The 24,565-nt window shown below is 57.4% G+C and carries 24 protein-coding genes and 1 pseudogene; 13 read left to right on the forward strand and 12 right to left on the reverse strand.

Annotated features, from left to right (window positions below; translation table 11 throughout):
- Nucleotides 1–19: 19 nt before the first annotated feature.
- Nucleotides 20–1,168, reverse strand: coding sequence for a thiolase (locus GQA94_RS13960; protein WP_158188576.1), 1,149 nt, complete (start codon nt 1,166–1,168; stop codon nt 20–22).
- On the reverse strand, nt 1,165–1,554 hold the full coding sequence (locus tag GQA94_RS13965; protein ID WP_158188577.1) for a Zn-ribbon domain-containing OB-fold protein: 390 nt from the start codon (nt 1,552–1,554) through the stop codon (nt 1,165–1,167). Before GQA94_RS13965 ends, GQA94_RS13960 begins: the two co-directional genes overlap by 4 nt.
- Before the next feature lie 132 nt (nt 1,555–1,686).
- On the opposite strand from GQA94_RS13965, the gene GQA94_RS13970 reads away from it, so the two are divergent.
- Nucleotides 1,687–2,502: an IclR family transcriptional regulator gene (locus GQA94_RS13970; RefSeq protein ID WP_158188578.1), complete on the forward strand. Its 816-nt coding sequence runs from the start codon at nt 1,687–1,689 to the stop codon at nt 2,500–2,502.
- Between the two features lie 544 nt (nt 2,503–3,046).
- Here GQA94_RS13970 and GQA94_RS13975 read toward each other — a convergent pair.
- A complete protein-coding gene (locus GQA94_RS13975; protein WP_158190117.1) occupies nt 3,047–3,934 on the reverse strand; it encodes a LysR family transcriptional regulator in 888 nt (295 codons plus the stop codon).
- A 146-nt stretch (nt 3,935–4,080) separates the two neighbouring features.
- Here GQA94_RS13975 and GQA94_RS13980 point away from each other — a divergent pair, with 146 nt between their 5' ends.
- The 4 genes from GQA94_RS13980 to GQA94_RS13995 are packed head-to-tail and all read left to right on the forward strand — an operon-like array spanning nt 4,081 to nt 7,774.
- Nucleotides 4,081–5,097, forward strand: coding sequence for an LLM class oxidoreductase (locus tag GQA94_RS13980; RefSeq protein ID WP_158188579.1), 1,017 nt, complete (start codon nt 4,081–4,083; stop codon nt 5,095–5,097).
- Between the two features lies 1 nt (nt 5,098).
- Nucleotides 5,099–5,899 (forward strand): sugar phosphate isomerase/epimerase family protein, encoded by an 801-nt coding sequence (locus GQA94_RS13985; protein WP_158188580.1) that lies wholly within the window; start codon nt 5,099–5,101, stop codon nt 5,897–5,899.
- A 22-nt stretch (nt 5,900–5,921) separates the two neighbouring features.
- Nucleotides 5,922–6,731: a sugar phosphate isomerase/epimerase family protein gene (locus GQA94_RS13990; RefSeq protein ID WP_158188581.1), complete on the forward strand. Its 810-nt coding sequence runs from the start codon at nt 5,922–5,924 to the stop codon at nt 6,729–6,731.
- 56 nt (nt 6,732–6,787) lie between these two features.
- A complete protein-coding gene (locus GQA94_RS13995; protein ID WP_158188582.1) occupies nt 6,788–7,774 on the forward strand; it encodes an LLM class flavin-dependent oxidoreductase in 987 nt (328 codons plus the stop codon).
- Nucleotides 7,775–7,830: 56 nt separating this feature from the next.
- On the opposite strand, the gene GQA94_RS14000 is transcribed toward GQA94_RS13995, so the two are convergent.
- Nucleotides 7,831–8,625: an SDR family NAD(P)-dependent oxidoreductase gene (locus GQA94_RS14000; RefSeq protein WP_158188583.1), complete on the reverse strand. Its 795-nt coding sequence runs from the start codon at nt 8,623–8,625 to the stop codon at nt 7,831–7,833.
- 94 nt (nt 8,626–8,719) lie between these two features.
- A complete protein-coding gene (locus GQA94_RS14005) occupies nt 8,720–9,076 on the reverse strand; it encodes a putative quinol monooxygenase (RefSeq protein ID WP_158188584.1) in 357 nt (118 codons plus the stop codon).
- A 150-nt stretch (nt 9,077–9,226) separates the two neighbouring features.
- Here GQA94_RS14005 and GQA94_RS14010 point away from each other — a divergent pair, with 150 nt between their 5' ends.
- On the forward strand, nt 9,227–10,135 hold the full coding sequence (locus GQA94_RS14010) for a LysR substrate-binding domain-containing protein (RefSeq protein WP_158188585.1): 909 nt from the start codon (nt 9,227–9,229) through the stop codon (nt 10,133–10,135).
- Between the two features lie 54 nt (nt 10,136–10,189).
- Here GQA94_RS14010 and GQA94_RS14015 read toward each other — a convergent pair whose 3' ends face one another.
- On the reverse strand, nt 10,190–11,584 hold the full coding sequence (locus GQA94_RS14015) for an MFS transporter (protein ID WP_158188586.1): 1,395 nt from the start codon (nt 11,582–11,584) through the stop codon (nt 10,190–10,192).
- 365 nt (nt 11,585–11,949) lie between these two features.
- Here GQA94_RS14015 and GQA94_RS14020 point away from each other — a divergent pair, with 365 nt between their 5' ends.
- Both GQA94_RS14020 and GQA94_RS14025 read left to right on the forward strand, forming a co-directional pair.
- Nucleotides 11,950–12,774 (forward strand): DODA-type extradiol aromatic ring-opening family dioxygenase, encoded by an 825-nt coding sequence (locus tag GQA94_RS14020; protein WP_158188587.1) that lies wholly within the window; start codon nt 11,950–11,952, stop codon nt 12,772–12,774.
- On the forward strand, nt 12,771–13,442 hold the full coding sequence (locus tag GQA94_RS14025) for an alpha/beta hydrolase (protein WP_158188588.1): 672 nt from the start codon (nt 12,771–12,773) through the stop codon (nt 13,440–13,442). The genes GQA94_RS14020 and GQA94_RS14025 overlap by 4 nt, the downstream gene beginning before the upstream one ends.
- Before the next feature lie 131 nt (nt 13,443–13,573).
- On the opposite strand, the gene GQA94_RS14030 is transcribed toward GQA94_RS14025, so the two are convergent.
- Entirely contained in the window at nt 13,574–14,212 is a 639-nt protein-coding gene (locus GQA94_RS14030; protein ID WP_158188589.1) for a TetR/AcrR family transcriptional regulator, read from the reverse strand.
- 218 nt (nt 14,213–14,430) lie between these two features.
- Between GQA94_RS14030 and GQA94_RS14035 the strand changes: the two genes are divergently transcribed.
- The 5 genes and pseudogenes from GQA94_RS14035 to GQA94_RS23625 all read left to right on the forward strand — a co-directional run.
- Nucleotides 14,431–15,903, forward strand: coding sequence for an efflux transporter outer membrane subunit (locus GQA94_RS14035; protein ID WP_158188590.1), 1,473 nt, complete (start codon nt 14,431–14,433; stop codon nt 15,901–15,903).
- Nucleotides 15,900–17,465 carry an MFS transporter gene (locus tag GQA94_RS14040; RefSeq protein ID WP_158188591.1) on the forward strand — a complete coding sequence of 522 codons (1,566 nt, stop codon included), beginning with the start codon at nt 15,900–15,902 and terminating at the stop codon, nt 17,463–17,465. The genes GQA94_RS14035 and GQA94_RS14040 overlap by 4 nt, the downstream gene beginning before the upstream one ends.
- Nucleotides 17,466–17,485: 20 nt before the next feature.
- Nucleotides 17,486–18,529: an HlyD family secretion protein gene (locus tag GQA94_RS14045; RefSeq protein WP_158188592.1), complete on the forward strand. Its 1,044-nt coding sequence runs from the start codon at nt 17,486–17,488 to the stop codon at nt 18,527–18,529.
- A gap of 29 nt (nt 18,530–18,558) precedes the next feature.
- Nucleotides 18,559–18,879, forward strand: coding sequence for a DUF190 domain-containing protein (locus GQA94_RS14050; RefSeq protein ID WP_158188593.1), 321 nt, complete (start codon nt 18,559–18,561; stop codon nt 18,877–18,879).
- Nucleotides 18,880–19,043: 164 nt separating this feature from the next.
- Nucleotides 19,044–19,301 (forward strand): annotated as a pseudogene (locus GQA94_RS23625) (transposase domain-containing protein); the annotation flags it as partial.
- Between the two features lie 348 nt (nt 19,302–19,649).
- Here GQA94_RS23625 and GQA94_RS14060 read toward each other — a convergent pair.
- From GQA94_RS14060 to GQA94_RS14080, 5 genes are all read right to left on the reverse strand, one after another.
- A complete protein-coding gene (locus tag GQA94_RS14060) occupies nt 19,650–20,270 on the reverse strand; it encodes a flavin reductase family protein (RefSeq protein ID WP_158188594.1) in 621 nt (206 codons plus the stop codon).
- A 187-nt stretch (nt 20,271–20,457) separates the two neighbouring features.
- Nucleotides 20,458–21,765 (reverse strand): TRAP transporter large permease, encoded by a 1,308-nt coding sequence (locus GQA94_RS14065; protein ID WP_158188595.1) that lies wholly within the window; start codon nt 21,763–21,765, stop codon nt 20,458–20,460.
- A gap of 3 nt (nt 21,766–21,768) precedes the next feature.
- Nucleotides 21,769–22,272 carry a TRAP transporter small permease gene (locus GQA94_RS23630; RefSeq protein ID WP_158188596.1) on the reverse strand — a complete coding sequence of 168 codons (504 nt, stop codon included), beginning with the start codon at nt 22,270–22,272 and terminating at the stop codon, nt 21,769–21,771.
- Between the two features lie 14 nt (nt 22,273–22,286).
- Nucleotides 22,287–23,285 carry an NADPH:quinone oxidoreductase family protein gene (locus GQA94_RS14075; protein WP_158188597.1) on the reverse strand — a complete coding sequence of 333 codons (999 nt, stop codon included), beginning with the start codon at nt 23,283–23,285 and terminating at the stop codon, nt 22,287–22,289.
- A gap of 21 nt (nt 23,286–23,306) precedes the next feature.
- On the reverse strand, nt 23,307–24,515 hold the full coding sequence (locus tag GQA94_RS14080) for a CaiB/BaiF CoA transferase family protein (protein ID WP_158188598.1): 1,209 nt from the start codon (nt 24,513–24,515) through the stop codon (nt 23,307–23,309).
- Between the last annotated feature and the right edge of the window lie 50 nt (nt 24,516–24,565).

Raw genomic sequence — 24,565 nt, forward strand, 5'->3', positions numbered from 1 at the left:
GCCTTTGCTGAGTGTGGAGTTAAAGCGCCGCGGCGCTTCCGAGAACGGCTGTTACCTGGCTGGATAACGTTCCGCCATTTCCGTGCAGCAAGGCGATGTCAGCCTTGTCCAGCTGTCTGGCCCCTGCCTGCCGACGGATCTGCCTGACCGCCTCGATAATCAGGAACATTCCATACATGCCGGGATGGACACACGACAGGCCACCGCCATTGGTATTCACGGCCAGCTCCCCGCCCGGTGCGATGCGTCCTCCGCGGACGAACTCACGCGCCTCGCCTTTGGGGCAGAAGCCGAGGTCTTCCAGAAACAGCAACGTATTAAGGGTGAACGCGTCGTAGAGCATCACCAGATCAATGTCGGCATGCGCTACGTTCGCGGCAGCCATTGCCCGGGGACCGCTCTCCGAAGCAGCAGTCACGGTCAGATCCGGCATCGCCACGATCGACCGGTGCCATTGGGCACCTGCCGCCCCCATGAAATAGACCGGTGACTGCGGGAGATCCCGCGCTCGATCGGCGCGCACCATTACGCAGGCGCCGCCTCCGTCGGTGACCAGGCAACAGTCGGCTGCGCTGAGTGGGTCGCTGATCATTCGAGAGCTGAGCACGTCTTCGATGCTCAGCGGGCCCTGCGCAAATGCTTCCGGATTCAGATTGGCCCAGCCACGCGCCGCCACGGCAACCTCGGCAAGGTCTTCACGGGTGACGCCGTACTGGTGCATGTAACGGCTGGCCGCCAAGGCATAGGCGGTGATCGGATGGCGAGGCTTGTAAGGCGTCTCGTGCCACTGCGGCTCGCTCATCGACACCAGGCGCCCGCCAGCGGTCCGCTGGTTCGAGCCGTAACAGATCAGCGCGGCGTTGCAGAGTCCGGCCTCTAGCGCCAGCGTGGCTTGAAGGAGATGCATCTCAAAGCTCGACCCTCCTACGTTCGTGCCATCGAAGAAGGAAGGGCGGATGCCGAGATACTCCGCCACCGACAGCGTCGGGAAGGCATGCGAGCTCGTCGCAGCGAAGATCCCGTCAATGTCGCCAAGACTCAGCCCGGCATCGGCGATGGCCGCTAACGACGCCTGGCCAAGTAACTCGATTGCCGAGAACCCCGGCGCAGCCCCGATTCCAGCGGAGCCAATTCCAACGATGGCGGTTTTACCGCGAAGTGTGCTCATGCCGTTTCCCCCGCTAGCGGTCGGAAAACGACAGCCGGAGCGTCGTCGAGGATCATAATTTCAGCCTTCACGCGAGTACCGATTGGCGCGGACTCGCAGCCTTCAAGCCGCGTCATCATCCGCACGCCTTCATCAAGAGTTACCAGCGCAACGTTATGATTGCCCTGGCGTGATCGGTTCACGGTAATCGCATAAACCGTACCCAGACCGCTGGCCTCCACCCATTCGAGATCGGTCTCACCGGTAACGGGTATTGCCACGCGCGGATAGAACACGTACTTACCGCTAGAACGACTGCGCTGAAGCATGAATCGGCCCTCAGCGAGAAAGGATAGATAGCGTGCTTCGGGGCCAACTTCGCCGGAAGCTGTGAGCGGACCTATCATGGCCGTCCTCCAGATTGTTGTTATTCGGAGCGATGCCCCTACTATGTCGCCGTGAAAAATCCAAGGCGCCGTATGCAAGACTCGAAATTCAGCATACATTCCGAATACTGAATGTCAATCCGAATAGTGAATATGGAAACAGTAGATAGCGATACTCAAAAAAACCGCCCCGGCAGCAAGGACGTAGGCGCCGTCGTCAATGCAATCCAGATCCTGCGCCATCTCGCCCACAGCGCCGATGCTGAGGGGGTCGCGACAATCGCTCGCGCAACTGGGATCAGCGCAAGCACCACGTTCAACATCCTGCGAACGCTGACGAACGAACAATTGGTGTCTTTTGACGGGACCAATAAGTCCTACCGACTAGGACTTGGCCTCTCGGAGCTAGCGGTTAGCTTCATCGGCTATAGCTATACCGACCTGATTCAGCCCGAACTCGAGCGCCTGAGCCTGAATCATCGAATCCTTGTGGTCCTCTGGCAGGTGACCGGGGATAACCACATCATGGCCATGTCGCGTGCGATACCAAACTCAGCGCATGTTGATGTTCGGCTGAACTCGCGGCTACCGGAACTCATCGGCGCCGGCGGCCGCTGCATCGCGGGTTTACGAAATCTCCCGAAAGACGAGCTCCGCCGGCGATTCGCACGCCTGCACTGGGAGAACCCACCTCCGTTCGCAACCTATGCCAAAGATGCTAGGACGTCGCTCGATACCGGCTGGGCCATCGACGAGGGCAATCTCTATAGAGGGGTGAGCCTGGTGGCCAGCGCGATTGCCGACCAACACGACCAGCCCCGTTTTGTGATTTCAGGCATTGGGATCGAGGCGCAGCACACGCGAGCGGAACTGGAAATTATGGGGGAAGCCCTGAATCAAACCGCACGCTTTATCAGCAGAGCACTGTTCCCTAGCAAACCTGCGAAGCGTGAACAGTATTCCGAATGATGAATAGCATTCCGCAGCCGATCATCAATCAGACCGGAGCTTGGAACTGACTCAGTAAATCAATCGACAGGCACCTACCAAGCCCCACAATCGGAAGGCGGCCCCGATCCGTTGCGAATGATGAATTCGTTTACAGTGCGTACCGCATTATGACAGGAGTGAACTCAGATGCTCCCAAGTGCTGGCCGATCATCTGTGACAAACGCATACCAGCCGAGCCGCCACTCAATCATTACCGTCGCAAACCCCGCTTGCTACGTCGGCGAGCTAATGCTTACGAGCGGTCGCTATAGCGGCCAGTAACGAATGCAAGATGACTCGCCAGCTTTCAGGTGTCGTCATAACGTTACCCTCACTACAGAAACTTAAGCATGGCAGCTCCTCTTGGGGCTGCTCACTACCTCTGCCGCGCCGCTACTGGCTGGACCTTAATACGCAAGGACGTTTGGGCCGTTGGAAACACGCAGCCCATGATGGCGCCTATGGTAGTAGCCAACATATACACGTCAGCACAGGCTGATAGGCGCGCGGTTGCTTTTTGACCTCAGCCGGATGCCAACCGCGCCGCAATGAAGTCCACGAAGGCCTTGATCTTCGGCAGCGGTTGACGACTAGAGGGCCACAGAATGCTGAGCGTACGTCGGTCCTGGATATAGCTATCCAACAACGGGACCAAACGTTGTTGCTCGATGGCCTCAGCCACGATGAAGTCCGGCAGGCACGCAATGCCCTGCCCGGCTTCAGCCATCGCCAGCAGGGGGTCCACCGCATTGGTGACGGCGGTCTGCGGGAGATCCAGGTTCAGGTATTTGTCGTCGACGAACAGTGGCCATGCGTCCAGCTTGCCGCTAGACGGGTAGCGGTAGTGAAGGCAGGCGTGCGCTGCCAGGTCCGCAGGAACCGTGGGCGTGCCACGATGCTCGAGATAGTTCGGCGTGGCGACCAGCCGGTGGCTGAAGCCATTGAGCCTGCGCATCATCAAGCGTGAGTCCTGAACTTCGCCGATGCGCATCACTGCATCGAAGCCTTCTTCGATCACATTTACCAGGCGGTCGCTGAAATCCAACTCCAGCTCTACCGCGGGATACGCCTGTTGGAAGGCTATGAGATGCGGCATCAAGCGCATGCCTAGTTGCGGCAAGCTGATGCGTAGCTTGCCCTGTGGATTGCCGGCTGCTTGTGTCAGTTCGCGCTCCGCCACTTCTAACTCGGCAAAGATGCGGTGACAGCGCTCCAGGAATAACGCGCCCTCGGCGGTAAGGGTGATTGCCCGAGTTGAGCGATGGAAAAGCCGCACCCCAAGGCGCTCCTCAAGACGGGTTACGGCCTTTCCGATTGCCGATGAAGACACCTCCAAGCGTCGCCCCGCCTCGGTGAAGCTGCGCGCATCGGCGGCGTGAACAAAAGCGGACAGCGCACCAAGCTGGTCCATTTTGGCACTCATGGATTACATCCTTCTGCTCCTTAATGTTCGGAATTCTAGCTTATTTTTCTTTTGTTTCCGGACGCCTATAGTCCCCGGCATCCCGATCCGCGGCCGCATTGCCGTGGGTCGCTCGTTCTTTTTGCGAGGTCTTCATGCCGCCCACCGCCTCCTATCCAGCATTACCCAAGGAGCTTGCCGATCACCGCGGGTATGCCCGCGTGTTCCAACCTGGGCATCTCACTTTCGGTTTTATCGCACCAGTGGAAAGCTACCCCGACAGCCCCGGCCCCACCCTGGCGAACCATGGCACCGTGGCGCGCAAAGTCGACCAGGCCGGCTTTTCGGCCATCTGGCTGCGGGACGTGCCGTTCTACGATCCCAACTTCGGTGACGTCGGCCAGATAATCGACCCTATGGTGTACGCCGGTTACCTGGCCGCCATCACGGAAAACATCGCCATCGGCACCGCCGGCATCGTTCTTCCGCTGCGCGACCCTTTGATTGTCGCCAAGCAAGCCGCCAGCGTGGACCAGTTACTGGGTGGCCGTTTCATTCTCGGCCTGGCCACCGGCGATCGACCGATCGAATACCCGGCATTCGGCAGTGACTTCGATAACCGCGCCGAGCGCTTCCGCGATGCCCTGGCGGTGGTGCGTGCCGCCACCGAGCGCGCCTGGCCCGTTCATGGCTCGGCCTACTACGGTGAACTGACCGGCAACCTGGATCTGGTACCGAAGCCAGCGGCACCGCGCCTGCCGACGGTGGTTGTGGGCATGGCGGGCCAGACCATGGATTGGATCGCACAGAACACCGACGGCGTGCTGTGGTACCTCACCGATCCGGCGAAGATTCCCGACATCGTCAACCGCTGGCACCTGGCAAGCCAGGGGCAACCCTTCAAGCCCTACGGCTACGGCACCTTCTTCGATCTGGACGCCGACCCTGACCTACGCCTGCAACCCGGCCGCGTGATGCGAGCCGGGCGCAACACCCTGATCGACCTGTGGCGTCGCCAGCAGGATCAGGGCGTCGCGCATGTAGCCTTGAACTTCAAGCCGCAGCGCCGCCCCGCCTCAGAGGTCATCGACGAGATGGGCGAGTACATCCTGCCGCATTTCCCCAGCCTGGCGCCGTCCCTGACGCCCCCATCCGCACAACGGAGTCGTTGACATGCCACACGCAGCTCACGCCATGGATTTCATTTTCCAGACCAAGCTCGGCACCTACCCACTGGCGGTACAGTGCGAAATGCTCGCCGAACTTGGGTACCAGGGCATGACCGTTTCGTCCTGGAGCCCGGAGCTCAAAGAGCTGCCCAAAGTTAAATCAGATTGGGGGCTCGATGTCGGCGGCATTTATGCGATCTACCGCCAGGGACTGGAGGACTGGTTGATCACCCTGTTCGAGTCCATCGAAGGCTGCAGCACGATCGAACTGGCCCTGCATTCGGGCGACAAGGTTCAGCAACAGGATGTCCGAATGCTCGAGCGCTTGCTTCCGATCTGCGAGCGTCGCGACCTGCAAATCGCGCTGTACCCCCATATCCGCTACGGCATGCAGACTACTACCGAAGCGGTGCAGCTGTGCGAGCTCTTCAACCACCCGCGCCTGGGCATTGTGTTCAATGGCTATCACTGGTTCGCCAACCAGGAAGGCGAGCTGGAGCAGCGTCTGGACGCACTTTGGCCCTGGCTTAAACGGGTAAACATCGCCGGCTGCCGGCTCTCGCCGTTGGGCTGGGGTGGCGCGGCGACCATCGAGCCGCTTGATGAGGGTGAAATGGACAACTTCGTGTTGATGGGCGCGCTCGAACGTCGCGGCTATACAGGGCATGTAGGTTTCCTCGGCTGGGAAAGCATGGGCGGCGATGTGCATGGCAATCTCCATCGCTCGCTCACCGCCTTCCGTTCCATGGAGCAGCGCCTGGTGCGCAATCCTCATTGGGCGCTAATGACGGATTTCCCCCGTTGAAGCCGCAGTAATGGATGAGCCGATGAGAAACCCAATCCATGCCCTGGACTCGTTCTTCTACACGTCCATGGGCGTCTATAGCTTCCAGGCCCAGTGCGAGATGGTCGCGGAGGTTGGCTACGACGCCATTACCGTTGCGGCCTGGGGCGGGCAACCGCTTACCGACCTATCGCAACTGAAGCACGTCAAAGCGAAACACGGCCTGGATATCGCTGCGCTGTACCTGGTGCTGCATGAAGGGCGCAACGATGATTTGGTTCGGCGGCTCGTCGCGTCGGTCGACGGCGTGGAGCTCATCGAGCTGGCGGTGCAAACCTCGGTCAACGGCGTGCCGGCGATTTTGAAGGTGATCGACAGCTTGTTGCCTATCGTCGAACGCCGCGGTCTGCGCTTGGCCCTCTATCCGCACCGCAACCACGTCACGCAAACCACCTCTCAGGTCGTGGAGCTGTGCAACTACTACAGCCATCCGCAGCTGGGCGCAGTGTTCAACGGCTACCACTGGTACGCCAGCCAGGAAGGTGATTTGCAGGGCCGGCTGGATGCCATGCGTCCTTGGCTCATGCAGGTCACCACGTCGGGTTCGGCGCTCTCGCCGCTAGGTTGGGGCGACGTGGCCACCATGGAGCCGCCCGATCGGGGCGAGCTGGATAATTTCGCCCTGCTGAGCGCTTTGTCACGCATGGGCTACGCCGGACGAATCGGCGTGCTCGGCTGGGATTACGGCGGCGACGTTTACCTGAAATTGCAACGTTCCCTACAGGCCATGCGCGGTATCCAGCAGCGCCTGGAAACTCACCCAAGCTGGGCGAACCTCCCGCTTAACCGTTAACCCTGCGCGCCGCTGCGGTTGACGCAGCGCTCGCGCTTTATCGAACTGGAGTTCCTATGACTGCACTGTCCGTGCTTGATCTAATGATGATCGGCGAAGGCAAAAGCTTTGCCGATACCCTTGATGGCGCTCGTCAACTGGCGCTCCATGTTGAACAGCATGGCTACAACCGCTACTGGATAGCCGAGCACCATGATCTGCCGGGCATCGGTTCGATGGCCACACCGCTGATCATTCAACACCTGGCGGCGGCAACCAGCGCGCTGCGCGTAGGCGCTGGCGGCGTAATGCTGCCCAATCATTCACCACTGATCGTGGCCGAACAGTTTGGCACCTTGCACACGTTATTCCCCGGCCGCATCGACCTTGGCGTCGGTCGTGCCCCAGGCAGTGGCGGGCCGACCGTACGCGCCATTCGCGGTATCAGCCAGGAGCGGGACTTCCCTCAGGATGTACAGCGAGTACTTGATTACCTGGAGGACAACGGCAAGGAACCGGTACGCGCGCTGCCTGGCCAGCATGATGTGCCGGTCTGGGTATTGGGCTCCAGCCTGCAAGGCGCCGATCTGGCTGCCCGAATGGGCCTGCCGTACGCCTTTGCCTCACACTTCGCCCCTCAGATGCTGATGCGCGCACTGGCGCATTACCGGGAAAATTTCCGCCCTTCCGTTTACCTGGACAAGCCCTACGCGATGGCAGGGGTCAACGTGATTGCGGCCGATACCCGCGCCGAGGCGCATTACCTGGCCAGCTCCCATCAACAGTGGGTGGTTGAGCTTCACGCCGGTCGCCCAGCGCTTCTACCGGTTCCAGAGGAAGGTTACCTGGCACAGATCACTCACAGGGATCGGCAGGGACTGGATCAGGCCATGGCGTATACCGCTATCGGTGACAAGCAGGAGGTGGGTGCGTGGCTGCGGGAGTTCATCTCCACCACTGGCGTGGACGAACTGATGATTGATGCGCGCATCTACGATCCGGTTGCGCGTTGCCGCTCCTATCAACTTGCCGCCGAATCGATAGAGGACCTGCTGACTCGCTGACAGCTCTGCGGAGGGCGCACTGAGGTCGCTCTCCGCAGCCAGCACGTGGCAATGCGTCAGAGGATATCGTCTACCACCCCTCCATCGACACGCAGCGCAGCGCCGCTGGTGGCTGAAGCTTGGGTGGAGCAGACATAAACCACCATGTTGGCGACTTCGTCTACGGTTGCCGCGCGCTGTATCAACGAAGTCGGGCGGTGGCTCATCACGAACTCCGCCGCGACGGCCTCCAAAGTTTTTCCGGATCGGGCGCGCTCTTCCTCAAGCATGTCGGCCAGCCCGTCCGAGAGCGTGGGTCCTGGCAACACACTGTTGACCGTCACACCGCTACCCGCCACGCGCTTGGCCAAACCGCGAGACAACGACAATTGAGCAGTCTTCGATACGCCGTAATGAACCATATCGGCAGGCACATTGCGGGCTGACTCAGAGGAGATAAACACCACCCTGCCCCAACCCCGTTTGACCATAGCCGGCACCAGCGCGCGGCTGAGGCGCACGCCCGACATCACATTGGTCTGCCAGTAGTCATCCCAGCAATCGTCATCGGCCTCGAAGAAATCTGCCAAACCATAAATACCGGCGTTGTTGACCAAGATATCTACCGTTGGCAGCGCTGCGATGAGAGCGTCCGCGCCCTCGGCATTGCCAAGATCCGCAGCGATACCGCTGAGTTTTGCCTGTGGTGCAGCTTCGCGCAGGCGCGCCAAAGCTTTTTCCACTGAGCTGTCGCTACGGCCGTTGATGATGATCTCGGCGCCCGCCAGCGCCAGACCTTTCGCAATGGCAAAGCCAATGCCACCTGTAGAGGCGGTAATCAGTGCGGTCTTGCCAGAAAGATTGATGTGCATACTCGCTCCCTATAACGCCGGCTCTCGCCGGGTAGGTCGATTTGGCCTATCTATAAATTTGAAGCCCCAGCCACTGGCTATGGGAAACACGGCCTCAGCTACGGGTAAAGCCATCGAATGAATTCATGTAGACCGCTCCGAAAGCGTCCAGGTGCTTACGGGTAGGCTCGTCCGGAGTGCCATAAACCAGAAGGCTGGTGATCGTTACTAGCTCGAGAAACTTCTCGCCGAAAGGTGCGAAGGTCTCTTCGATATGGCTTACAACCGCGTCCGCTCGGTAACGCTCGATGATGTGCACAACTGTGTGGTCGTCATTGACGCTGTACTCGTACATTAGGGTGCCAGGCTCTTTGCTCGTCGCTGCGACGATTTTAGTAACCAGCTGCTTGAACTCTTGGAATTTCTCGGGTGCCAGGCTGAGGGTAAAAATGTTGATGACTTCGTCTTTCATGGTCTGTCCTCACGTCGTTAAAAAAGCTGACGCTACGCTTGGAATACGAGAGCGCCGCTAGGTTGGACATCATGCTAAGGTAGAGCCCCACGTCGATAAACAGCCTGCAAATCACATATAGGTAGCATTTCAAGCTACCAGGAAATTGCAATGACCTCAGAAGACTCGTTCAGCGGCATCCACATTTTCCTAGCTACTGCTCGTTCTGCGACGTTCACCGAGGCAGCCGAGCGTCTGGGCCTCTCCAAGTCCGCGGTGGGAAAGGCGATCGCCCGCTTGGAGGCGAGAGTGGGTGCTAGCTTGTTTTATCGGTCGACGAGACGACTCTCCCTCTCCCCCGACGGCGAAGCCTACTTCACGGTATGGTCCGCGGCGCTGGAGGAGATCAAGGCCACCGAGAGCAACCTCGGCAACAGGCTCGGCGTACCGGCCGGGCGTCTGCGCGTGGATTTACCGGTTGCCTTCGGTAAGCAGGTGGTATTGCCGGTTCTGCTGGAGATGAGCAAGCGCTTCCCGCAATTGCAGCTGACTCTGACCTTCAGCGACCAACTGGTGGACTTGACCGACGAAGGCATCGATCTAGCCATTCGCTTTGGCAGCGTCGACAGCGTTCCTGGATTAGTCGCCAGACGGCTTACCGCACACCGGTGGGTGACCTGTGCATCGCCGGGCTACCTCGAAGAAAATGGCACGCCGTTGACATTGGAAGACATGGCTGAGCATCGCGCTATCGTAGGGTATCGCCGCGGAAGTCTGATGCCGTGGAAAATGAGTCGTGGGGGGCAGGCGGTGAAGTTCTCGCCCCCACCGACATACCAGTTTGACGATGCGGAAGCCATGATCGAGGCTACTCGAGCGGGCCTCGGGATCTGCCAGATGCCGTTATGCCTGTTTGAAAAAGATATCGAAGCGCGCGCAGTTTTGCCGCTGCTCGAATCGTTCGAGCCTACCCCCGTAGAGGTCCATGCCTTGTGGTCGAAAAGTAATCACCTGCGGCCAAAAATCCGTTATCTGGTTGATGAGCTGCTGAAACTACATGGCCACACTTACTCGCCATAGCCGCGCTCAACCGATAAAAACGGGCTGGTTTTAACCGATGCCGGCGGGCTATCCCTATGAGTCCCGGCGCACTGCCTGCTCAGCATCCAGAGCAGCCACTGGATGACGGGTCAGCAATAAAATAGCGCCTATGCACACCACCAGCGTCAGCGCTGAAAGCAGCATTGCGTTCGACATGCCTTTAGCGAAGCTCTCAGCGTCGGTAGTGGCAATCATAGTGCCGAATACCGCCACTCCAATGACCCCGCCGAGTTGCCTGGCAGAAGCCATTAGACCGGACGCAATCCCCGCATCGTGCCTAGTGACCGCAGCCAACATCGAGTTTGTGATAGACGGGACTGAGCATGCGCTGCCTATTCCGACCAGCATCAGCGCGCCGTTGAGTATCCAAAACGACGGTTGTGTACCGATCTGCGAGAGCGCGAGGAAGCCAATGACCTGAATAATGAAACCGGTGATGATGATGCGCCGCGCGCTGATTGTCCGAGCAATCCGCGACGACATCAGGGTCGACAGCGTCAGCACCGCGGTCAAAGGAACGAACGACAATCCGGTTTTGAAGGCATCGTAGTGAAGTATCGTTTGGAAATAGATACTGAAAACGAACACCGTGCCGTAGAACGTCAGATTGATCACCGCTCCGGCCAACGACATGCTCACCAATACTCTGTTTTTGGCGAGGTGCGCGGGCAGCATTGGCGCTTTTACGTGTCGCTCAACAAGCACGAACACCAGCAGGAAAAACGCTGCGCCTACTAGCGACGATAAGGTTAGCGCCGTCCAGCCTTGGCCACTGGATTCGGTTAATGCGTAGGTCAGGGCTGCCAGGCTTACTGCGATGCTCACCTGGCCGCCTGCATCAACTTTTTTGTCCATACGAGGCGATGCAGGTGCATAGCGGCTAATCAGGACAATTGCCAAAATCCCTATGGGCACATTGATCAAAAAAACGCTGCGCCAACCTAGAAAATCGATCAGCAGGCCACCGATTACTGGACCAGCTGCTAAGGCGATCCCCCCGCAAGCGCCCCACAGGGCAACCGCTGATCTTCGATGGTCAGGATTAGCGAAGGACAAGCGAATGAGCGTGAGCGAGGTTGGAACCAGGAAGGCGGCCCCCACCCCCTGCAGCATTCTCATGGCGACGAGCATCGTCATGCTATCGGATAGGCCGCAACCGATAGACCCCAGGGTGAACGTTGCAAAGCCTGCGGTGAAAGTGGATTTGGCTCCCCATTTATCACCGCAAGCGCCGCCAAGAATAAGCAGAGCGGAAAAGATCAACGCATAGCTATTGATGACCCACTGCAATCCGGTGAGGTCAGTACCGAACGCCTCTTTAAGGGCGCCCAACCCCACATTCACTACGCTGACATCAAGCTGAACCACAAGAAAGCCAAGGCAACAGGCGACCAGAATTGGTGTCAGTGACGAGCTTCTTAATGGCATGGGGCTATCTACTGGAGCGGCAAAGGACCCCAAACGAGGGGTGCGGGGAAGCAGGCGTACACCATGCTAACCAAGTAGAACCAAGCGAAAAACGCACCTGGGTTCTCCAGTAGGTAGAAATCAGCGCTACGGTCACCGCAGTCATGCCGCATATAAGGCTCGAATTCTAAACTGCCTGCATAAGCCAGGCATTACGGCAGACATCTTCAATGTTCCAATTCTAGGAACAGTTTGTTGAGTTACGGCGACTTTATCTCTTCGCTCGGCTCTATAGACTTTCGTCCATCCCGAGCCGGACCAGCACGACATAGGTAAGTACCAAATCCTCTGCTGCTGCGGCCTCTCATCTCATCAGGACTACAAATATGAGCCAGGCGTACCCAGTGCTATTCGTTTCCCACGGCGCCCCGACCTTTGCTATTGAACCCGGCAAGGCCGGCGCGCGCTTGACTGAGGTTGGACGAGCGTTGCCACGCCCTACCGCAATTGTGATCGTCTCCCCTCATTGGATGACACGCGGCGGCGTACGTGTTGGCAGCAGCCAGACTCCTGGAACTATTCATGACTTCGGTGGGTTCCCTGAGGCGCTTTATCGCCTGCATTACCCGGCCCCCGGCAATCCCGCGTTGGCCGAGCAGATAAATAGTCTGCTAAACAGCGCGGGAATTTCAGCGAGCACCGAGTCAAACCGGGGCTTGGATCATGGTGCCTGGGTACCCCTGCTGTACTTGATGCCGGACGCTGATATCCCGGTGGTTCAGGTTTCCATGCCCTATCCGCTCACTCCTGTTGACGCTTGGCAACTTGGCCAGGCGCTCAAGCCGTTGCGTGAACAGGGAATCTTGATCATTGGTTCTGGAAGCCTGACGCATAACCTTTATGAGTTCCGCGGTTACGACGGTGATCCGGCCGAATATGTGAAGAATTTTGCCGACTGGTTCAGTCAGGCATTGCGCGCCGCTGATATGCCAGCGCTCTTCGACTACCGTCGAAACGCACCTGACGCCGAGCGTGCACACCCAAGTGACGAGCATTTGATGCCGCTATTCCTGGCGCTTGGCGCCGCCGGCGAGCACTACGAAATGGAGGTACTGGAAGGCGGAATCGCCCACGGTGTACTCGCAATGGACAGCTACTTGTTCCGCACCCCATCCACGGTATCTCTCACCCAGGAAGGCACTCAGGTATGAGTAACCCATTGGCGATGCCAGAGCTTCAAGAAGAGCCGCAATCCGGTCTTTTGTTTCGCCGCTTGATCGGGACGACCACACCTCGCGCGCGTTTGCTGCTGTTGCACGGTGTCGGCGGTAATGAAACCAACCTCGCCGGCCTTTCCAACTCCATCCCCGACGACGTCGAAGTCCTGCTGGTACGTAGCCGACTGCAGATCGCGGCTGAAGGATTCGCTTGGTTTCAAGTAAGTTTCGCCAGCACCGGCCCGGTTATCAACGAAGAGCAAGCCGAAGCCAGTCGCCAATGCCTGGTGAATTTTATAGAAGCGCTACCTAAGCTGCCCACCGTGATCGCTGGCTTTAGCCAGGGCGGCATTCTCAGTTCCAGTGTAGGGCTCAGTGCCCCGCATTGCGTGGCTGGCTTTGGCTTGCTCAGCGGCCGGATTCTGCCGGAGCTGAAGCCCTATATTGCGAGTTCGCAGGCGTTGCGTTCTCTGTCGGCGTTTGTCGCCCATGGCCGTGCAGACAATAAACTCCCCGTATCTTGGGCAGAGAAAGCTGATTCTTGGTTGACCCAACTGGACGTACGGCACGAAACGCACCTGTATGACATGGGCCATGAGATAACAGCCGAAGAAGTGACTGATTTTGTCCGATGGTTGGAGTCTGTGTTGACTCCCGCCTGACGTGGCGAGTGGCCAACCGTGGCAAGGGTCGCATGAGGTTCGAGCCTTTGTCAGTCTCGTGGCCCTAGTGGCCGCAGCTTCCACATGTGGCGCGTATGTTCTGCGGCGAGAGGCCGTGGCAGCAATACCAGTTAGTGTCCGCCAGCTGTTTGATTTCGGACGGCGAACCTTCCGACAAATGCATCTACTGCTAATCGCACCCAACGGTCCAGCTGCTCTGCAGAAGGCCGTGTACCGGGATGCAGCAGGCATTCCATCTGCCCTTCGGTGCGGACCATGCTGATAAACAGCGCAGCAGCCGCCTCTACACCGATAGCATGGACGTCAACTTCACCCGCTTGCGAGGCTTCACTTAGACGCTCCGACACCATCGCAATGACGACTTTGGGGCCGGCCAGGTAAAACCTGCGACCGGCATCTGGAAAACGCGGCGCCTCAGCCACGACCACGCGGAAAAGCGCCACCCCGACCTCAGCCAGCACGATGTCGAGATAGGCCCGCCCTATGTCCTCCAGGGTTTTCCTGATATCCCCCGGGGCTGGCTGTATCGCATGGATGGTTGATGCCATCGACGCGCATTGACGTTCGATCACCGCGACAAACATGGCCTCTTTGCTCGGAAAGCATCCATACATCGTCTTCTTCGAAACGCCTGCTTCGCGCTGAATCATATCGGTAGTCGCAGCGCTGAAGCCGTGGGTCAGGAACACAGTCGTCGCAGCATCGAGAATTGCGACGGATTTGTCGAACTGAATGTCAGGCTTGCTCATAGAAAAATCTGGTCTGTTGTTTTGCTGAAGTATACCGGCCGGTATCTTCCGCTCGCAAAGCTTAATCCCAATAGATTAGCCATTAATTATTTGACTGAATGTTTTTTAGCTAATTAGAATACCGATCGGTTTCCACGCCATCTTATCGCTTGCCTCCTCGCTCCAAAGCCGTACCGATGATTGAGACCTGCCCGCTTTGCCTCTGCTTGAGAATACGAATGAAAGCTGCGTCGTGCCTTTGTTTCGCCCGGATATTCCTTGCCTTGGCGTCCACCCTGCTGGTGGGCTGCGCGAGCGTAACAGCGGTCCAGTTGCCGTCCATTGATCCATCCGCAGCGCTGGCGTCCTATCAAGCACAGGTTGACGACCAATCTGCTCTGAGCGAATCACAGACGCCCGTTCGCTGGTGGGAGTTGTTCAATGACTCCACGCTATCGGCACTCGAGTCGGAGCTTGGCCAGAGCCTGGATATCCAGACGGCTGCGCTGCGTGTCGAGGAAAGCCGTGCTCAGCTGGGGTTGGCCGATGCGCCCCGTTATCCGACGCTGGCCCTAGCCGGCAGCTACTCACGCTCGGCAATCAGTGAGAATTCGCCGTCGCATCGATTGGGGGCACCTACAAACGGTCAGGACATGTGGTCGTTGGGCCTGCAAGCGGGCTGGGAACTCGACCTTTGGGGTTATCTTCGCCACACGCAAGCATCTGCGCAGGCCAGGTTGGACGCGGCTTATTACGGGCAGGATGCCGTCATTACCTCGGTCTCGGCGGACGTAGCGCGCAACTATCTGTTGCTACGCGGTGTGCAGGCGCAGGCCTCGTTGGTGGAAAAGAACCTTCGGATCGGACGAGACCTGGTTCGCATGGCCGAAAGCCGTGAGCGCAATGGAGCCGCCACGCGTTTCGATGCTGCCTCGGCGCGTGCCGATGCCGCCGGACTCGAAGCCCGCTTAACCCAGCTGAATCACCAGCGAGATACGCTGATGAACGCGCTGGCGCTACTGCTTGGCAAACCCCCGCGCGAACTGGATGAACGTCTCACCTTTGCCGAACTACCCTCAATGCCGTCACGCCTGCCTATCGGGGTGCCTTCCGAACTGGCTCGTAATCGGCCAGATATCCTGCAGGCAGAAGCTGGGCTGCGAGCAGCAGTGGCGGATATCGACGCGGCAAAAGCCGATTTCTACCCACGTATCGGTCTCACCGGCACACTCGGCGCGCAGGCGTTCGACCTCTCTGATCTGGGAAGCTGGGGATCCAGGCACTATTCGGTAGGCCCCACACTTTACTTGCCGATCTTCGATGGTGGGCGGCTCCATAGCCAGCTGGCCTTGAGTGAAACCCGCCATCGTCTGGCTGGTATCGCCTATCAGCGAGTGGTGCTGCGAGCCTGGCACGAGGTGGACAATGCCCTCGGCGCTTATGCCAGCGAACTGGAGCGGCACGAGCAGCTGCAGCTTGCGTTGAAACAAAGCGAAATAGCCCTGCGCGTAGCACAACGCTCATACCAGGAAGGCTCCGCAGATTTCACGGCCGTACTGGTTGCTCGTCGTAGCCTGCTCGCCAATCAAGCCGAACTAAGCGACTGCGCGACTGCCTCCGCGCTCGCCGTTGTCTCGCTTTATAGAGCCTTGGGTGGCGGCTGGTCAGAACAATGGGCGGGCGAAGCAGCAACGATCGGGGCTTCTTCATGAGCACTGCCGCACCCGCCTCGCCGCAACAGCCTGTGCTCACAATGCGTCTCGCCGTCGGTCTATTGGGGGTGCTGCTGGCAGCGATGGTGGCGGGGCTGAGTGGCCGCGTCCCAGCTTTGGTGCTCGTCGACCTACAAGGCGCGCTAGGGTTTGCCAAAGATGATGCATCCTGGCTCACGACCGCCTATTCGGCAGGCGAGCTGGCGGCGATGCCGTTTGCCGCGTGGTTCGCGATCACGTTCTCGATGCGACGCTTCCACATGACGATGCTCGCCGCAGCGCTGTTGCTGGCTGCTGCCCTGCCGTTCGTTCGCGATCTAAATGTGCTAATTGCCTTGCGCCTTCTTCACGGTATCTGTGCCGGTTCGCTGGTTCCGGTTCTCATGATGGCCGCTCTGCGGTTTCTGCCTACATCCATCCGATTGCACGGTCTGGCGTTATTCGCCATGACAGCCACGCTCTCGCCTAACGTCGCCCTAGGGCTTGCGGCTCTGAGCGTGGATCATTTAGATGATTGGCGTTGGGCCTACTGGCACATGCTGCCGCTGGGGCTGATTGCGATGGGGATGGTCGGCTGGGGAATTCCCAAGATGCCCCCAGCGCTGCCGCGTCTGAAGCAAGCAGATTGGTTCGGCTTGTTGCTGGGGGTGCCTGGGTTGATGCTTTTGGTGGTTGGCATCGATCAGGGGGTGCGCTTGGACTGGTTTCAGTCACCAATAATCGTTGCCGCCCTTGGCACGGGCGCGATCCTAACCAGCCTGTTTTTGATCAGCGAATGGCTTCATCCGGCTCCGTTCGTGGGGTTGGCACTTTTGAACCGGCGCAACATCTGGCTAGGCTTCATCTCGCTCGCCGGATTGCTGGTCGTCATGTCCTCAGCCGTGAATCTTCCAACCAACACATTGGGTAGTCTTCATAACTTCCGGCTTGAGCAAAGCGCAGGACTCGGGCTATCAGTAGGGTTGCCGCAACTGGTGCTTGGGTCTTGTGTAGCGTTATTGCTGTATCAGCGATGGGTCGATGCCCGCCACGTCTTTGCCGCCGGGCTGGCCTGCATGTCAGCGGCGTGCTGGCTGGCTTCGGCCATTACGGATGAATGGATGGTGCGACAGTTTCTATGGCCGACTCTTCTTCACGTAATTGGGCAACCGATGGCGATGGTTTCCCTGCTATTTCTGGTTGTAAGCACGGTGCAGCCGATCGAGGGGCCGTTCCTTGCAGGATTGGTCAACATCGTGCGGGTACTCAGCACAGTCGTGGCCGGCGCGCTCGTTGGTCAGTTGAGCACAGTTCGAGGCCGCTTCCATTTCGAATCACTGCGGGATCAGGCGGGCAACCTGCTTCCGCATTGGGCTGGATTTGACTTTCCTCCAGGCGCCTTGATCGAGCAGGTTGCCAACCAGGCGAGTGTTCTTGCTACCGCCGACGTTTATCGGGCAATTGGCCTGTTGGCGTTCTTGCTGATTCCACTCGTCCTGAGATTTCAATACATCCCGGCACCGGTGGTGCCCCGAAATTTCCCTTCCGCCCCAGCCACCGTTCCGGCTGGAGCGGCCTCTTGAGTTGAGCTAGTACGAATTCCATGGTCAATAAACTGCGCTACCAAATCGTAATCGGAGCGATCGCTGCCGCAACCGTCGCGGGGGCAATTTTCATCCTCAATCGTCCCGAAGCACAGTCATCCGTGCAGAGCACCGATGATGCTTATGTGCGTGCCGACCTGACGGTGATCGCACCTCAGGTTTCAGGCGTCATCATGGCGGTAACGGTAGATGACAACCAGCAGGTGCAAGCCGGCGATCCGCTGTTGCGCATCGACGACAGAGCGCTGCGCATTGCACTGGTCGCTGCATCGGCCACGATCGCCGGGCTCCAAGCGCAACTGGAACTTCAACAAAGCCTGATTGAGCAGGCACGCGCGGTAGTGGCTGCATCCAGCGCCAAGCTCAAGCTTGCCAAAAGAAATCTTACACGCTCGGCAAACCTGGCCCGTGATGGATCGGGGACAGTGCAAGCGCTGGAGCGGGCCGAGGCGGAATGGGCAACACAACATGCGGCCTATGAACGTGATCGCGCTGGGCTGCGTTCGGCCGAGCAACGGACAGCGATCCTGCAAGCCGACCTGGAGAAAGCCATGACTGACAAGGCGGACGCCAGCTTGATGTTGTCCTACACCAATATCACAGCACCGGTCGCAGGCGTCGTCGCACAGCGCCATGCCCGGGTAGGCGGCTATGCGCGCCAAGGCGAGCCGTTACTGACCTTGGTCCCCCTGGATGACATTTACATCGAGGCCAATTTCCGTGAGACCCAGTTAGCCAACGTGGATGTCGGCCAGCCGGTTGATATCGAGATAGACGCGCTACCGGGCGTTCAGCTTAAAGGGCATGTCGAAAGTCTAGGTGCGGCAAGCGGCGCGAGTTTCTCGCTGGTGCCGCCGCACAACGCAACAGGAAACTTCACAAAAATCGTGCAGCGACTGCCAGTGCGAATCCAGGTGGACTCAGGGCAACAGCAGGCTCGGCGGCTTCGTGTGGGCATGTCTGTGAGGCCAAGCGTCCACACCAATGCTGCTTCGGCTCAAGAACCTACGCCTGCCACTGCGGCAGTGCAGGCCGAGTCCTAATAGATCCCGTCGCCATTGTGAGGCTCGTCATGAACGGCTATCAGATAACGTTTTTTACCCAGCAGGATCGCTTGATCGGCAATCTTCCCGCCGGGCAGTGGCTGTTGGAGGAGGCTCGGCGCTTAGGGTTGCGCGGTGCCACTTTAAGCGGTGCCGTGGAGGGACTGGGTCACGACGGCGTCATCCACGCAATCAACCTGTTTGATCTTTCGGACCAACCCGTCCAAGTGACATTGGTCGTTACCGAAGCGGAAGCGGAAATGTTCTTCGAGCATCTAACCCAACAGCGCGTGCATGTGTTCTATGTAAAGGTAGCGGCAGAGTTCGGAACGCTGGGCGAAAGTGGCTGAGCTTGTGGTTGCCCAACGCAGTATGCCCACGCTCGCTCAACTCAAAGCCTGGTTGGACAAGACCCAACCGCAGGTTGCCGGACAGACCGCGCTGGCAAAGCGGTGAACTAGCTGGCGAGTACTGGAACAAACTCGCACGCTACGTCGAGGGGCGACACTTGCCTATCGACAACAACCGTGCCGAGATACGCCATCGACCAATTCGTCATCGGGCGCAAGAACTGGCTGTTCAGCGACACGCCCAAGGGCGCCACCGCCAGCGCACAGATCCAAAGCCTGATCGAAACCGCCAAGGCCAACGGCTAAGAACCCTATGCTTGGCTAAGGCATGTGCTTGACCATTGTCTACAGCAAAAAGCGTGGAAGAGTACGAACCACTGCTGCCATGGAACTGCTCGCCGCCAAACCATGTTGAGCGTTGAACCCCCGTCTTTAACAGGTGGGGTTTATGGAGCGGTTACCGAACAGGTGGTCGCACTGATCGACTCCCTACAGGCCGGCAAATACACCCTGTTCAACCGGACCACCGGCTCCTGCGCGTGCCTCCGGCCAACTGTTCTTTGAGGACCAGCGCACCGACGGCCTGTCGCACCATGCGCTATCGCCAGCCTTGGCGGTAGAAACGGCTCGGTCACGGCCAGCCGATAGCACCAGCCTGTTCTATCTCCGCGAGAAAACGCTTGCGACGGATCGCTTGCATTTGCCTAGTCCACGAAGCGGAAAAGAGCGTAAAGCAAGCCGGTATTCCAGCACGACTATCCTTCTTCTGCTTACTTGGGGCGGTAGATCCTGAAAAGCTGCTCCGCGCCAATTTCGAAGTAATCGGCTGGACCGCCACCTCTCATTATGGTTTGAGAAGAAGCTGTGTCATACACACCATCAACGATCAGGTCTTGGTAAATGTGAACCCCAACGACTTCGCCAAACACCATCCAGGTGTCTACCAGACAGTTATCGACCCCCTTTAACTGCACTACCTGTGTCAAGCGGCACTCAAAAGAAACCGGACTTTCTTTGACTCTCGGGACAGAAATCAGCTTGGACTTCACCGGAGTGACACCTGCGAGCTCAAACTCATTTATCTCAGGCGCTGTCGCCTCGCTACTTATATTTACCGCTTCAGCAAGACTCCGTGTCGCAAGATTCCATCCGAACTCGCCAGTCTCCTGTATATTTCGCAAGGTGTCCTTAAAGCCGACGCTGGAAAATCCGACAATCGGCGGGTGATAGTTAAACGCATTAAAAAAGCTATAAGGCGCAAGATTTAAATGCCCCTCAACGCTTTGCGAAGAAATCCAGCCAATCGGCCGTGGCGCGACTAACGCATTAAACGGATTATGCCGCAGCCCATGCCCTTTGGCTGGTTCGTAGAAATGAATGTTCTCCATCATACAACCTCAGTGAACCTAATCTGTCTTAGACAATGCTTCGCCAGATACCCGCAGCGAAGTATACCAATTCCTTTTCACCTAAAACGCTGAATAAAAGCCAGCCGTATACATATGTTTATTGATACGCTAGGGAGCTTGCCTTTATAGACACCAGGCTACTACCAAACATTGAAGAATCCGACACAAACTAATACATCAAGGACGGCAGAAATAGGGATAGTTGCGGGAAGAACATTAGCAGCGCCAACACTACAGCCTCAGCCGCCAAAAACCATAACGTCCCTCTAACTATAGTCGCGAAAGGTACTGCGTCCCCTACCCCCGCACTCACCACGAACAGATTCAACCCAATGGGCGGCGTCAATAATCCGATTTCGATAAACTTGACAACCAATACCCCGAACCATATCACGTTGATGTCAAAGGCTATTACAAATGGTGCAAGCACGGGGAGAGTCACGAGCATGAGCCCAATCGGATCGAGAAACATACCAAGGACTATATAGAAAATCGTAACAAATATGAGGAATACCCAAAGCGCTAGAGCATAATTTTCTACCCAGAGCCCGATAGTCATGGGGATCTGGCTCAGCGTCAGCATACGACTAAACAAAACAGCGCCAAGTGCGATGAGAAAAATGGTAGCCGAGCTTTTAACGGTCTCGGCGATGGCGTCCTTCATAGCAGCTAAGGTAAATGTTCGCTGAGCTACTGACGCCAGTATCGCGATGAACGCGCCGAATGCGCCGGCCTCTGTTGCAGTTACGGTTCCCGTATACAAACCCCCGACAACTACCGCGACGATAAATGGCAACGGCCAAGATTTAAGCAAAAGCCTGACCTTTTCCGAACGGCTATATTCTTCGTCGGTGGCTGGGGCCAGGCCAGGGTTGCATTTGACACGTATGACAATCAGTGCTGAATACATGACCATAGTCAGCAGCCCGGGGATTATCCCAGCTAACAGCAACTGTCCAACTGACGCTTCCATGAACACTGCATACAGCACGAAAGGGATACTTGGAGGTATAAATGCACCTAGCGTGCCGGACGCAGCGACAACGCCAGTTGCAAGCCCCGGGTCATACTTGGCACGTAACATTTCTGGAACCGCGATCCTTGACATGGCCCCAGCCATAGCTACGCTGGAGCCGCTCGCCGCAGCGAAACCAGCGCTTGAAACGTTAGTTGCTATGGCTAGCCCGCCTGGCAAAAACCCAAGACATGCGCGCCCGGCATCATAAAGAGTCCGTGTAAGACCGGTATGAAATGCAATTGAGCCCATCAGTATGAACATCGGGATCGCGGTCAACGACCAGTGAGCGATAAAATCAAACGTGGTCGAGCCCATCAATGAGAATGCTGCGTTCGACCCTCGTAAAATAAAGATACCGGTGAAGGCAGAAACTCCGAGGGACACCCCGATTGGCAGTCTCAAAGAGAGCAGTGCAGCGAGCAATAAAATACAGGACAGCCCAATTTGTATAGAGGTCATGAGTCAACCATCCTTTTTATTATTCGCTGCCCAAGGGGCATAATAATGAACCAAGACTATGATAGCGGCTATGGCGGCCAGGGTAATCGCGATAAGCGCCAGCCACCTGGCGGGCCAGATCGGGAGCTCAAACAATATGGCGTCGACCGTCTCATTTTTTTGCCAACTCCGGTCGGCTTGGCGGTAGAGACCGAAAGAGAAAATCCCAAAGTAACCTGCGATAACCAACCAGCCAAAAATATCCACCGCAGAGCGGAGCTTTCCTTTGAAAAACTGCGCAAATACGTCTACCCGTATATGGGCATCTCGCATTGTGCAGGAGAATATCCCGACGAATATGCATGCAACCATATAATAATAGGTTACAACCTCCATGGTTCCGGGCAAGTGCTGCTTGAAGATGAGCCGCAAGAACACCTCTAAGGTTATGTGAACCATCATCATGACTACGAGCACACCCACCGCAACTGCAGCGGCGTCGCTCAGCCTCCAAAGGAACCTGAACATAAAGAATCTCCTACCTAATTTATTTTTATTGCTATCTTTCCAATGGCGCGGCGGTCGGCAATGCTTCCCAGAGCTGAAATTACCTCATCAAATTGATAGATTTGCGGCTCTGGAACTTCGATAGCTCCGTTACTGGCTTCAGTAAAGAGCCAACTCATCAGTCCTTGCACCTGTCCTGCGAACTCATGACGCCGATCAGAAGCGCCCCAACCGATGTATTCTGAAAAGTTGACCCCAATAAGTGACAGATTTTTAAGGAGCAACAAGTTCGCTGGCACTTTGGGGATTGTGCCGCTTGCAAAGCCTAGACACAGAACGACGCCATCAACTGCTGTGCTGCGTATAAGTGTCTCGAACAGTTCTCCCCCAACGGGATCGAAGACTATGTCGACACCCCGACCTTCAGTTATGGCCTTCACCTTTGCCTTCAGGTCCTCCTGAAGATAGTTGACGCCATAATCCGCTCCAGCAGCTATTGCGGCTCGTAACTTGTCTGCGCTGCTTGCAGCCGCGATGACCCGAGCGCCCTTCGTCTTGGCGACCCGGATCGCAGCACTGCCTAGCGCACCACCAGCACCGGTTACCAGGATCGTTTGGCCAGAGCCCAGTCGAGCCTTGGTCAGGGCAGTGGCGGCGGTGCCAAACGACAGAGGGATACCGACGGCTTTGGACAGCGGGAATCCATGCGGTATGTGATAGACGTTGGACGCATCCGCCACAGCCTCTTCTGCGAATGCACCACAGTCCAAGATCGCCGCTACACGATCGCCCGGTTTCACATTGCCAACATCATTCGCACATTCAAGAACGACCCCCGCGACTTCTGTGCCGGGCACAAAAGGCAAAGCGAATTTACGCTGGTACTGTCCAGCGACCATTAATGTGATCGCATAGCTTACGCTCGCATAATGAACACGAATTCTGACGAGCCCTTTTCCTAAACCTGGCGTTTCCACGTCCTTGAATACCAGACCTTGTGAGCCAGAAAAGCTTTCACATATCACTGCACGCATCAGTGGGCTCCTAACGGTCGTCTAAATGCTTTGCCCCGACGATTGGATGCAGACGTTATTACGCAAGAGTTCGTTAATCTCGGCCGCATCGAAACCGGCTTCGATTAGCAACTCCCTTGTTTGCCCACCAAGGGCGGGGGCTGCGCATAAGGTACGCGGGTCAATTTGGGAGCCAGGCATTCTGGGCATTGGAAACGAACCCAACACTTCGTGGTTCACCATGGGCAATAAACCCAAGTACTGCACCTGCGGATCCTCAATCAAGTCTTGGTAGCTATTCATCGGACCGCATAGGACGCCAGTCTCATTCAGTTTTTCGATCCAATGGTCGCGGGGCTGAGTTAGGAAAATCTTTTCCAGAAGGCTATTAATCGCCTCGGCGTTGTCCTGTCGGGCTGCGTTATCGGCGAATCTCGGGTCCTCGGCCCATTCAGGATGCCCAAGAACCTCAGCGAGAGATCTGAACATTTCGTTACGCAGGCACACCACAGCAATTTCGCCATCAAGCGTAGCGAAGTTCCCGGACGGGACGGTTACAGGTCGATTGCGAACGCCATTCTGCAGAAACGATTCCAACATCGGTGTGGCCTGAAACGCAGACGCTGCGCCAAGGAGCGAGAGCTCCAAGTGGCGCCCCGGGCTTGAGGCACTCTGCCTTTGTTCACTGATTGCAGCGGCAAGCGCAAAGCCCGCATATAAGCCAGCTATCATGTCGACTGCTAGCATGCCTACCCGTCGTGGTTTGCCGTCGGCATCCTGATTCATGGAAGCCATCCCGGTCGCCGCCTGCAGGATGCTGTCAGACCCGGGTCGAGAAGCGTTAGGGCCAGCGCTCCCGAAACCACTTATCGAACCTAGTACGATACCCGGGCGGAGTTTCTGCAAAACGTCAAAGCCTAAGCCGATTTTGTCTAGAATCCCCGGACGAAAACTTTCAAGGACGACATCGGATTGTTCGACAAAGCGATGAAGCACTTTGCGACCAGCCTCCTGGCGGGCATCAACGCAAATAGCGCGTTTCCCCCAATTCACAGGGGCACTGAGAGAGGTCTGTCCGTTGAGACCAACCCCCATAACACGGCCCCAGTCGCCCTGGGGGGGCTCCACTTTAATAACAGAGGCCCCCATCATAACGAGCATCTCGGCGGCATAGGGCCCAGCCAGACCCTGGCTCATGTCAAGTACGCGTACCCCTTGAAAAGGTAGAAACTCGTTGCTTGTTTTGTTCATTTTATTCACTGCTCAGGTATATCCAAAGGCACCGACTGCGCGCGGCATAG

The organism is Stutzerimonas stutzeri, from assembly GCF_009789555.1.
GTDB lineage: Bacteria > Pseudomonadota > Gammaproteobacteria > Pseudomonadales > Pseudomonadaceae > Stutzerimonas > Stutzerimonas stutzeri_R.